We start from the raw sequence: 11,871 nt of genomic DNA, 5'->3' as shown, positions 1-11,871 counted from the left end.
GCTGGTCATTAAAAACGCCACCCCGCGGGGTGGCGTTTTTCGTTCAATACAAGGCAGCGGATATTGACTCAACGCCTCATGTCACGCCCTGTCGGCAATATCACTGGATGACGACTGTATGCTCGCTCCAAGCTCAGGCCATGTTTCGTGGAAGGCAATGCCTTCAGCATCATCAACCCCGTTTCGATCGACATATCGCTCCTTGGTGCCTTCTTTGCCACGATAAACGGACCAGTGATTTTCCCCGTGATTGATGAGATAAACCCCCATATATTCTTCCAGGGAAACCAGCTCTTTTCCATGCTCACGCGCCACGGCAGGATATTTCTTGTGCTCGCGCAGATGTGAGAAGTAAGCCTGTGTGTCGTCCTTGTTAACGGGTAGATCACCAGTCTCGATGTAAAAGACGGCGCATGAACCGCACTGCTCCCAGAAGCGTTTGGCATGCTCATTACAGCGTCCGATCCTTTGGCTGCTGCAGTCATACATATAGCCACGCTCGATCAGATAGCCCGTCCGGCTGTTGCCGGCCCTGACCGTTTTAACAAGATCCGGATGCAATAGATCATCTGCATCAAGTGACATGAAATAAAAGGCAGGCATCTGCTGTTCATGCAAATGCGTCCCGAGAACCCGTTTTTTGCGGTATTTGTCGTTGCTCGGACGCCCCTGCTCGTCAAACGACACCGGAAAATCGACGGTAATAAAGCGGACATCAAGTCCCTGCGTATCGATCTCGGGTATATCGTGCACCGCGATATAGACCTGAAAATCCTTATCGCTTTGTCGGGCCAGATTATGCAGGGTTCTTTCCAGATTCCGGCATACCAGTGGCCAGTCGTTGGTCGTACTTCTGGCCCGAAGCGAGATGCCAAATACAAAGGGAACCGCCCCTGGCGATGAGTTCTCCGGCGTCATCTGCGTTGGCACGGACGGATTATCCGTCTCCTCAAGCAGCATGTCGCGCTGATCACCTGCATGTAGATCGGTCAGTTCATTGACCCGCTCGAGAAAGCCCATGATGGCATCCTGGCGATGCTGGTTACGACTGATGGCGCCGGCGTCGTCGGAGGTCTCCATGTGGCTCATGCCGGAAAACAGCCGGGCTACCCAGCCTGCCACGCCCCACTGAAAGGCCTCCTCGGACAGGCCTCGACGCGGCTGGTCGCCCAGCTCGTCGTTCCAGTCATCCCACTTGCCCGGCACACCCAGGTGCCAGAGCATCTCGATCTTGGGGCGACGCCCGTAGCAGAAGGCCTCGTTGAAATCGCTTGTCGTGTCATGGCGAAAAATCAGCTGAGGCTCTTCTACCGGCCGGGGCTCGAACCCGCTTTCCAGCAAATGCGTGTTATCCATGATACGGGCCATGGGGACCACAAAATGTGTCAGCCAGGGCCGCTGTGTAACCGCTTGTGTGATGGCCTGCCAGGCCTGCGGTGTAATAAAGCAGTTGCCATCCCAGGGCAGCACCCACTTGCCCGCCTGTCGACCCTTTTGCAGCGCAACGTTACGGGCGCCGTTGTTGTTCATGACGTAGTTGTTTTTCAGGCGATAGGTGGCCGTTTGAATTCTTTTTTTCTGATTGGCAGGTAGACGATCAAAGTCGTCGCTGATCAAGAAGTTCGGATTCGGCAGGCTCTGGTAGTCCAGCGGAACCTCGCCATAGGCCTTTGCATCAAAGGGAACATGCAGCCATGTCTGATTGTGCTCTTCGAGCAGATCGATGATGGCTCGCTCTTCGCTGGAATCCACGATGCGATTGACGACCCAGCGCTTGTCACAGTTGGGAAGCGGCTGTTCATTTTCGAGAATGAATCGAAGATTGTCGCGCGTTTGCCCCTTGCGATGACGAGGGTAGAGATCATTGCCAATGATTCGATACAGCACAAACGTATCGGCCACCTGATCCAGCCCCATTTCCCGGTATTGGCGCTGCAGGGCGTCACCGTTGCGGGGCGTGACGGCGTGAAGCGCCGTCAGCGGATCGAACGCCTTGACTGGTGCCTTCACGGGTGTCTGCGCCGCGGCTTTCCCGGACGCAGCCGGGGTCTCGATTGTCACCGAGTCCTGGAATGGCTCAGTCGCATCGGACGCTTTTGATACTGGATCGGCCTCTTTTGAGCCGGCGATACGACCAATGGTGTGGCGCAGTCGACGAAACGGGGTCATCAGTCGCCAGGAATGGCTGCTCAGCAATCGAGCGTTTTTTTGCTGCTCTTTTTCCAGACGGCGACCGAGTTCGGCAACCTGGCGACCCAGAACGTCGATTTTGTGATCGCGGCGATCGATTTCTGCCTGCTGCGAAGTTTCCCTGCCGCTCCCTGCTCCCCCGGTCTGCCTTGTGCTGGAGGGTTCTGAGCGCTCGCCAGTGCGGGCCTTTTTCGAAGGTTCAGCAGCTGTCGGCAGCGTACGCAATCGTTTTTTTAAACTCTCGATGTTGTCGTTTAAAAGCGTCCACTGCTTTTGATGCTTTTTCTCAAAGTCCGCCATGCGATCGGCAAGACGAACGCTTTCCTGTCTTTGCTCGAAGGCTGCCATCCGATCGGCAAGCCGGGCGCTTTCCTGCTGCTGCTGCTCGAAAGCCGACATTCGATCGGCGAGCCGGGCATTTTCCTGTTTCTGCTCGAAAGATGTCAGGCGATCGTCAAGCCGGGCATTTTCCTGTTTCTGCTCAAAAGCTGCCATACGCTCGGCAAGCCGGGCGCTCTCCTGCTGCTGTGCTTTTATCTGCTCACGCACCCCGTTGATCGTTTCAACAAGGTCACTTCCCTTTTGATCCGATCGCGCCTTGTCGGCTTCAAGATCCTTTGAGTGCTTGCGCAGTGATTTGATGGTTTTCTCGGCGTTCATGAGCTTATCTTCAAGCATCTGAATATGTTCAAGATGCACGTGGTTATGGCGTGCCGTTTGCGTCAGCATCAGCTGGCGTTTCTCTGCCAGTTGATTGACCAGCCCCAGATGCAGGGTCAGATCGGAGATATTTGCAGCGGCGGTTTTTGTCGACCACCAATGAGCATCGTCGATGCCTTCTTCGGCCCCCGTAGCCGCTCCCTGCAAGCGCTTCGCCTGCTGCCGGGCCTGCCGGCTTTCGACCTGGTGGCCAAGCCAGTCATGCGCCACCTGAAATCCTCGCCCGTCGGCCTCCTGCTGGTCCCAGAGCGGCACCCCTGCCTGGTCGCCATAACGCGACAGCTGCGCCATGGCGACCAGCGTAAAGCTCACGTAATCCTGCGGATGGGCACGCTGCATCTCCATGGCCAGCGTCCCGTCAGGCTCGATCTGATCCAGAGCGCGCACCTGGACACTGTTGAGCGCGATATATTCAACCAGCGTCGAATCCCCCGTAAACGAGGCGTAGGCCATGCGCTGAAGGTCATACCAGAACCCGATGTTGTTGCCTGCCCTGGCGGCTTCCTGTCCTGTCTCGCTGTTTTGCAGCCAGTCCAGAAGCGATCGAAACCACTGACGCAGACCGTCGGACTGCTCGGCCGTCAGGGCGTTCATGCTTTCCAGCAGCAACGCGGCTTCAGTGACGTAAATCAGGTGGCGCGCCTCGATAACGGCCGCAGCGCGAGTCTGGTGACGCCCGGGGATGTGCTGGGCGTATTCGAAATGGGGCGTCTGACGCGTGGCCTCATCGAGAAACCAGGCCTCGATCCGGCGCGCGGCGCAGTCGGCGTAGCGCCTGTCACCGGTCAGCCAGGCCGCCAGCGACAGCACCTGAAGGCTCTCCACCATGCTGACCAGCCGTGACGCGTCATAACGCTCGCTATAGCAGTCCGGATTGACCTCCCCGTCGCGTCGTACGTACGGCAGGCCATCATCGCTTTTCTCATCCGGCCACCAGTATTTCGCAAGGCTTGAGTAGTCGTTGGGTGAACGGCGCGCCTCGACGTGGGTCTTTTGAACCACACTGTCCTGGGTTGCTGTCAAAAGCGGCTCGGCTTGAGCGCTCAGTGCCTCGACCAGGGTCGCCCCCTCGGGGCGGTCGGAGCGACACAGCGCCGCCAGCTCGACCAGGTGGTCGCCGTCGAGCACGACGGTGTCAGGGCGGGGGATGCCCTCAACGTCAATATCCGGGTAGCGATACTTCAGACCCGAAGACAACCCGGAACAGACCTCCAGAAACATGGCTTTCTCTATGGAAAGCATCGGCGCTACTCCTGTGCCGCTAATCGCCCCCGGCTCATGCCGAAGGTTCACGAATCGACTTGCCGTCATGACACATGAACTCGATTCACGAAAATTTAATAAAGAAACACAACCTACAACGACAGCAGGAAACAATCCCGGACTTAACAGGTTTTGAACTGTATCCGATTATTGCCTTTCGAATATCAGACAACCCTATTCGCACTTATGGTTACAGTGTTTTCAATAATGTAATTTTTATGTGTTCAAGTTAGACATTCGGTGATACTTGACACGCAACGCCATAAAAATGATGTCACCCATAGCGCGCAAAAAACCAGTACCTGCAAAATATTTTGACCCAGGGAATTAAACCCCCGACCCGATTCGTCAACAACCGCATCAGATCATTACGGTACCCGAAAGGCTTATCAACGTTCGAGTCTGCACTATAATTTCCGATATTTGGCCTACGCATTATAACCGGCTACTGATTACGAGTGAGAACAGCCGCTGTAGCGGCCCTCGAAACGCAAAACAGGCGTCCGCTCCTTTAGCAGCCCCTGCCGGCGCCCACACCATCGCCGCAAATGACCGGATAGAAACTGCCGACGTCATGGCTCGGTTCCATGCAAAAACGATCAACGGCGAATGTTTCATTGATGACACCGCGCTTTCAATAACGCTGCAGGGGCTCGATAATCCTGCCTTTCGAAAAGGCTGACCAGCCATATCATTTCGTATTTACTCACCAGAAACAATCGCGATAAAGCAGAGATAATTTCCGATAGCGTCCAAATACTTTTCAAGCAATACCAAAAAACGACACCGCACAGGGTGTCGTTTTTATCTTCACAAAAAAGCACTGATCTTATCGATTTTTTATACCCTATCCGCCGTATCGGCAGACGCCAATGCTACGCTTTATGTCAGCTCGGGCCACGTTTCATGAAAGGCAATCGCTTCAGCATCATCAATACGATTTCTTTTGATATACTGTTCTTTGCTGCCTTCCCTGCCACGATAAACAGACCAGTCATTTTCCCCGTGATTGACGAGATAAACCCCCATGTACTCCTCTAGAGGCATCAGCTCTCGCCCATGCTCACGAGCCACGGCAGAGTATTTGCTGTGCTCGGCCAGACGTGAAAAGTAGGCCTGTTTGTCACCGTTGCTCGTGGGCAGATCATCGGGTTCGAAGTAAAAGATGGCGCAGGAACCGCAATGCTCCCAGAAGCGTTTGGTACGCTCATCGCAGCGCCCGATATTCCGGCTGCCACAGTCATACATGAAACCACGCTCGATGAGATAACCGGCTTGACTGTTGCCATCCCGAGCCGTTTTGACAAGGTCCGGATGCAGCAGGTCATCTGCATCAAGGGCCATAAAATAAAAGGCAGGCATCTGCTGTGCCTGTAAAAAGGCACCCAGAACCCGCTTTTTGCGGTTCTTGTCGTTGACCGGGCGGCCCTCTTCATTAAACGACACCGGAAAATCAACGGTAATGAAGTGAACATCAAGGCCCTGGGTGTCGATCTCGGGAATATCGTGGACGACGATATAAACCTGAAAGTTCGTATCGCTTTGTCGGGCAAGGTTTTGCAGGGTTCTTTCCAGATTCTGACACATCAGCGGCCAATCGTGCGTTGTGCTCTTGGCGCGAAGCGAAATACCAAACACAAAGGGGATCGGCGCTGTCAACGGAACACTTGCCTCTTCGCGGGCCGTGTCGTCGGAATCAGGCTCTGTCTGCCTTGCGGTTTCAGGTTCCCGGGCTGGTTCGGAACACTTGTCATCGCAGGTCTTTTCGGGTTCGGCAATGGACAGGGGCTGCCCCGCTGTCTCGACGTCGTGATCGGAGGGCATCTGCCGTGTTTGCTGTTCAAGCGTCGCCATTCGATCGGCAAGCCAGGCGTTTTCCTGCTGTCGCCTGCCCAGCTGCGCCTGCAGCTCCGAGAGCACCTCGGAAAGCTCGTCTTCCTGCGCAAGAGAAGGCATTTGTCCTGCGTGTTGAGCCGTGGCGTCCTTTCGCAGTGATTCGATGGTTTTCTCGGCGTCTCTGAGCTTATTCTCAAGTGTCTGGATGTGTTCAAGATGGACGCGATTATGGCGCGCCTTTTGCGTCAGCATTTGCTGGCGCCTCTCTGCCAGTCGATTGACCAGCCCCAGCCGCAGGATCAGATCAGAGACCGTCGAGGCGGTGGTTGCCAAGTCCTGGGAGCGGCCGCCGGCCGTCATGGTCAGCGCCTTTAGCGCCTTCGCCTGCTGTCGGGCCTGTCGGCTTTCGACCTGGTGGCCAAGCCAGTCATGCGCCACCTGAAATCCTCGCCCGTCGGCCTCCTGCTGGTCCCAGAGCGGCACCCCTGCCTGGTCGCCATAACGCGACAGCTGCGCCATGGCGACCAGGGTGAAGCTCACATAGTCCTGCGGATGGGCACGCTGCATCTCCATGGCCAGCGTCCCGTCAGGCTCGATCTGATCCAGAGCGCGCACCCGGACACTGTTGAGCGCGATATATTCAACCAGCGTCGAATCCCCCGTAAACGAGGCGTAGGCCATGCGCTGAAGGTCATACCAGAACCCGATGTTGTTGCCGGCCCTGGCGGCTTCCTGTCCTGTCTCGCTGTTTTGCAGCCAGTCCAGAAGCGATCGAAACCACTGACGCAGACCGTCGGACTGCTCGGCCGTCAGGGCGTTCATGCTTTCCAGCAGCAGCGCGGCTTCAGTGACATAAATCAGGTGGCGCGCCTCGATAACGGCCGCAGCGCGAGTCTGGTGACGCCCGGGGATGTGCTGAGCGTATTCAAAATGGGGCGTCTGACGCGTGGCCTCATCCAGAAACCAGGCCTCGATCCGGCGAACGGCGCATTCAGCGTAGCGTTGATCGCCGGTCAGCCAGGCCGCCAGCGACAGCACCTGAAGGCTCTCCACCATGCTGACCAGCCGTGACGCGTCATAACGCTCGCTATAGCAGTCCGGATTGACCTCCCCGTCGCGTCGTACGTACGGCAGGCCATCATCGCTTTTCTCATCCGGCCACCAGTATTTCGCAAGGCTTGAGTAGTCGTTGGGTGAACGGCGCGCCTCGACGTGGGTCTTTTGAACCACACTGTCCTGGATTGCTGTCAAAAGCGGCTCGGCTTGAGCGCTCAGTGCCTCGATCAGAGTCGCCCCCTCGGGGTGGTCGGAGCGACACAGCGCCGCCAGCTCGACCAGGTGGTCGCCGTCGAGCACGACGGTGTCAGGGCGGGGGATGCCCTCAACGTCAATATCCGGGTAGCGATACTTCAGACCCGAAGACAACCCGGAACAGACCTCCAGAAACATGGCCTTCTCTATGGAAAGCATCGGCGCTACTCCTGTGCCGCTAATCGCCCCCGGCTCATGCCGGGAGCTTTTGAATCAATCCCGTTGCCAGAGCACCCGGGTGATTCGTGAACCAGTCAGAAAGGAACACAATCTACAGCGACAGCAGGAAACAATCCCGAGCTCAACAGGGGGCAATCTGTATCCGATTATTGCATTTCGAATACCGCAGTACCCTGTTGACGCTACATGTTACAAAGACCCGAAAATGTAAATTTTTAGATGACAGGTTTGACCGTTGGCCGTATTAAAGACACAGGACGTGTTGAAAAAAAAGCCCAAACCATGAACTATATTAGTAATATTTTTTTAATCATTGATCTACAACCACACTTGGACAGTCTCGGCAGGCAATCGAATACAAAAGCCGCAAGCGGCTCGGGCTGAAGACATCGAGATTGTTCGCCTTTTATTCTCTTTTCGCGTTCGGGAAAAGGCTGCGGCTCTACAACATGCTCTCGGCATCGCAATCAGTGATCATTGATGCGACTGTAGCGATCCTCGAAACGCACGATATCGTCTTCCTCCAGATAGCGACCGGTCTGCACCTCGATAAGCTTCAGGGGAATGTGGCCCGGGTTTTCCAGTCGATGAACGGTACCCAGCGGCAGATAGATCGATTCATCCTCGGTAACCAGCAGCGTACGCAGCGTTTGCATCGACTCGTCATCGCGATCGCCTCGCGTCACCTTTGCCGTGCCCTGTACCACCACCCAGTGCTCGGCGCGGTGGTGATGCATCTGCAGCGACAGGGCCGCGCCCGGATTGACCATGATCTCCTTGACCTGAAAGCCGGGCGCCTGAACCATAGCGCGATACCAGCCCCACGGCCGATAGACCCGGCGGTGGGTACGGCTTTCCGTACGGCCCTCGCGGTCAAGGCGCGCCACGATGTGTTTCAGCTCCTGCATACGACTTCGGTCGGCCAACAGGATGGCATCCTCGGTTTCGATGGCTACCACATTCGACAGGCCCAGCGTTGCTACCAGCCGCGACTGGCTCATGACCAGGCTGTCGTGCGTGTCGTATAACAGCACATCCCCCTGTGTTACGTTGCCATTGCCATCACATTCGTGGTGGCGCGCCTCATATACCGCATCCCAGGCGCCGATATCGCTCCAGCCGCCGGCAAGCACCAGCATGGCCGCACGCCGGGTATGCTCCATGACGGCGTAATCGATGGAAATCGAGGGGGTCTCGGCGAAAGCCGCTTCTTCGAGGCGAATAAAGTCGAGGTCGCGATGGCGATGCTCAAAGGCAGCGGTGACGGTGTCAAGCACCTGCGGCGCATGCGCTGCCAGCGCCTCGACAAGCACCCGCGCCCCGGCCACGAACATGCCGCTGTTCCAGAAATGGCCGCCCTGTTCAAGCAGGGCCCGGGCGGTTTCAGCGTCGGGTTTTTCAACGAAGCGCTCAACGGTAAACCCGTATTCGAGCGCCGACCCGGCGCGAATATAGCCATAGCCGGTATGAGGGGTGTGGGGCTCGATGCCAAACGTGACCAGATAGCCCTGGCGTGCCAGCTCGCGCGCCTGGTGCACCGCGGTGGCAAAGGCGCCCTGATCCTTGATGACATGATCGGCCGGCATGATCACAAGCTGCGCCTTTTCATCATGTTCAAGCGCCTGCAAAGCCGCCAGCGCAATGGCCGGCGCCGTATTGCGGCCCTCGGGTTCCAGCATGATATCGGCACGCTCGATACCGACCTGGCGAAGCTGCTCGGCGATCAAAAAGCGATGGGCCTGATTGCAGATCACGATGGGGGTGCCCGCGGTGCCAAGCCCGTCCAGCCGTGACAGGGTCTGCTGCAGCAGGGAGCGCTCGTCGTCGACCAGGGCCAGAAACTGTTTGGGATAGGCCTGTCGGGACGCCGGCCAGAGCCGGGTGCCCACACCACCGGAGAGGATGACCGGATAGAGCGTATCCGCAGTGTCGGCGTACTCATCTCCATCAGACGTCATGGCCCGGCTCCCTGTGCAAAAAACGATGAACGGCGAAGGTTGAGCTCATAAAATAGCGCCTTTTATCGGCGCCGAGGAGCCTCGATAAAAGACGCTTTCCGAAAACGGCCGTTGACGCCGAAATTCGTTCAATCGTTTTCGGGCAGCACCTTGCGCAGGGCACTGGCATAGGCATTACGCGCCGTACGTACGATCGCCAGCTGCTGCTCCAGACGGGCGATCTCCTGATCGGTCGCGCGCAGGTTCTGAATCTGAGAGCGGGCATCGTCTGTCAGAGATGTCGTGTCGTAATCCTTGCCGTCGATCTTGATGGAATTGGCTTCAGACATGGTAATATTTTCTCCAACTTTTTAATGAAGCGCTTATTCTCACCGCCTCAGGAGACAACTTCAACCTCGACGCCTTCAGGTCAGCATTTTAACCACCTGCCCTCACACATTTTCAGGACCCGACGTCATGCTCCGGATTCACGCCACCGGCGATCATTCCAACTATCACTGCGGCTCGAAAGCCGCCTGGAACGTCATCAGTGCCGAGGCGGCGCGCCACGGGCGGCTGGTGACAGCAAAGGACGAGTTTGATCTGCTCGTCGTCAACGGCGAAGGCTCGATGCACCACAACAGCCGCGGCTTTCGCAAAAAGATGGATCAGATCGAGCGCGCCCTTGAGCAAAACCGCCGCGTGATGCTGGTCAACACCGTCTGGCAGGACAACCCGCAGCGCGACGCCGATGTGTTGAAACGCTGCGAGCGGGTCGTGGTGCGCGAGGTGCACTCTCAGCAGGCGCTGGCCGCCCAGGGCGTGAGCGCCGAAATCGCCTTCGATCAATCCTTTTATGATGACATCGACCCCGATGCGCCGTTTATCGATTTCAGCGACCGGATCGTTTTGACCGATTTCTGGGCACAGGAGTTCGATGCCTTTGCCTGGATCAACAGCAAGTGGGCGCAGAAGTTTGTCACCGTGGACATGCAGGCAATGTCATGGTCGTCGCTGGTGCGCTCGCTGCGCACCGCGAAGCTGCTGGTGACCGGGCGCCACCACGCCGTCTACGCCGCCTGCCGCGCGCGCTGCCCGTTTGTGGCGTTGACCGGCAACACCCACAAGATCGAAGGCCTGATGGACACTGCCGGCATTCAGGTGCCGGTCTTTCAGGACTTTTCAGCGCTCAAACAGGCCATCGACGACGGCGTGGATGCTTCCTCTACCTGTGAATCCCTGTTTGACTGGATGGAACAGCAGCCGGCCTGGCAGCTGGCCCCGCCCGCCTCCCCGGCATCCGCCGACACCGCCCCTCGTAGCGCCGCCTCAACGAGTCAGGACAGCACCGTTAAAAAGCCTCCAAAGCTTGATAGCCCTGAAGCGCTGGTGCTTGTGCAGCACCTGCGCCAGAGCAGGGATATTCTAGACCCGCTCAGGGCAACGCTTGCGCCCCTTTTGAGTGGCCGGCGCTGTCTGGTGCTCGGCTCCGCCCCCGGCGCCCGGCTGCCCGAACCGCACCTTTTTGAGCGCTGCGTGTGCGTCAACGGCTCGCCCCGCGTGGCGGCCGGGCACGGGCTCACGCCCGATTTGACCATCATGGCGGGCTACACGACCCTGGTGGAGCGCGACGTTTCACGACAGAGCCTGGAGCAGCTGAGCGGGCTGCACGCCGGCAGGCTCTTGTTCGTCAGCGCCGGCAACGACCGTGACAGCGCCCGCCGGGTGCTGAGCGACAGCGGCCTTGGCTTCGATGAGTGGCTCGACATTGACCCGCTGGGTCGCGCCGCCATTGCCGGTGAGGCCACCGGCGAGGGAGAACCCGGGCTGGGCCACTGGCAGGAGCGCGTCTCCAACGGGGTGTTTGCCCTGCTGGTCGCCCTGTGGGCCGGCGCCGAACATGTCACTATCGCTGGCATTACCCTGACCGGCGGGCATGACTACATCGAGGGCGACACGCCGCGCCATCACGTCGCCGGCGACCAGCGCTGTCTCGAAACGCTGGCCCGGCTGCACGGCGCGCGCGTTGCCACCACCGATGAAGCGCTTGCCGAGGCCACGGGTCTGGCGCTGCTGCCCGAGCCGGCGGTCGCGACCGACACCGGCACGCCGCCAAAGCGCTTCTCACTGCGCCGGCTTTTCGGCTCGGACAAGACCTGAGCCGAACGATGCTCACCGGTTGTACCCTGCCCACGCCCCGCCACCGCGGGGCGTTTTAGTTGCGAGCGGACAGAGATTCCCCAACCTGATACAGCGCTCGGGCCGGCGCGCGTCACGCCGCTGCCAGGCGCCAAACCAAACGGGAAAGGCAGACGTCAAAGGCCGCGCGTGGAGGGATCAAACGAGGAAAGCATCAAAAAAGCGCCACGGCCCGAGCCGGGCGCTGCAGAGGAGATCGCCGGGCCAGAACCCGAGGGCGTTAGAGGCGTATGAA

General features: G+C 58.2%; 4 protein-coding genes and 1 pseudogene. 1 reads left to right on the top strand and 4 read right to left on the bottom strand.

The window, feature by feature from the left end; all coding sequences use genetic code 11:
- Positions 1-81: 81 nt before the first annotated feature.
- The 4 genes from ACXMYO_RS02115 to ACXMYO_RS02100 form a co-directional block, all read right to left on the bottom strand.
- The gene (locus tag ACXMYO_RS02115; RefSeq protein ID WP_457807667.1) at positions 82-4,152 is read right to left on the bottom strand and encodes an alginate lyase family protein; all 4,071 of its coding nucleotides are present in this window, start codon (positions 4,150-4,152) and stop codon (positions 82-84) included.
- 903 nt (positions 4,153-5,055) lie between these two features.
- A complete protein-coding gene (locus tag ACXMYO_RS02110; RefSeq protein WP_457807666.1) occupies positions 5,056-7,479 on the bottom strand; it encodes an alginate lyase family protein in 2,424 nt (807 codons plus the stop codon).
- Between the two features lie 488 nt (positions 7,480-7,967).
- On the bottom strand, positions 7,968-9,458 hold the full coding sequence (locus ACXMYO_RS02105; protein WP_457807665.1) for a mannose-1-phosphate guanylyltransferase/mannose-6-phosphate isomerase: 1,491 nt from the start codon (positions 9,456-9,458) through the stop codon (positions 7,968-7,970).
- Positions 9,459-9,586: 128 nt separating this feature from the next.
- A complete protein-coding gene (locus ACXMYO_RS02100; RefSeq protein ID WP_438766472.1) occupies positions 9,587-9,787 on the bottom strand; it encodes a DUF6447 family protein in 201 nt (66 codons plus the stop codon).
- Positions 9,788-9,851: 64 nt separating this feature from the next.
- Here ACXMYO_RS02100 and ACXMYO_RS02095 point away from each other — a divergent pair.
- Positions 9,852-11,597 (top strand): annotated as a pseudogene (locus tag ACXMYO_RS02095) (polysaccharide pyruvyl transferase family protein); the annotation flags it as partial.
- Between the last annotated feature and the right edge of the window lie 274 nt (positions 11,598-11,871).

The organism is Kushneria sp. EE4, from assembly GCF_977968315.1.
This window is presented reverse-complemented; position numbering and strand designations above follow the sequence as displayed.

Excerpts from the sequence above, each read along its gene's own strand:
- ACXMYO_RS02115 (WP_457807667.1), bottom strand. The coding sequence starts at position 4,152 with ATGCTTTCCATAGAGAAAGCCATGTTTCTGGAGGTCTGTTCCGGGTTG.
- ACXMYO_RS02110 (WP_457807666.1), bottom strand. The coding sequence starts at position 7,479 with ATGCTTTCCATAGAGAAGGCCATGTTTCTGGAGGTCTGTTCCGGGTTG.
- ACXMYO_RS02105 (WP_457807665.1), bottom strand. The coding sequence starts at position 9,458 with ATGACGTCTGATGGAGATGAGTACGCCGACACTGCGGATACGCTCTAT.
- ACXMYO_RS02100 (WP_438766472.1), bottom strand. The coding sequence starts at position 9,787 with ATGTCTGAAGCCAATTCCATCAAGATCGACGGCAAGGATTACGACACG.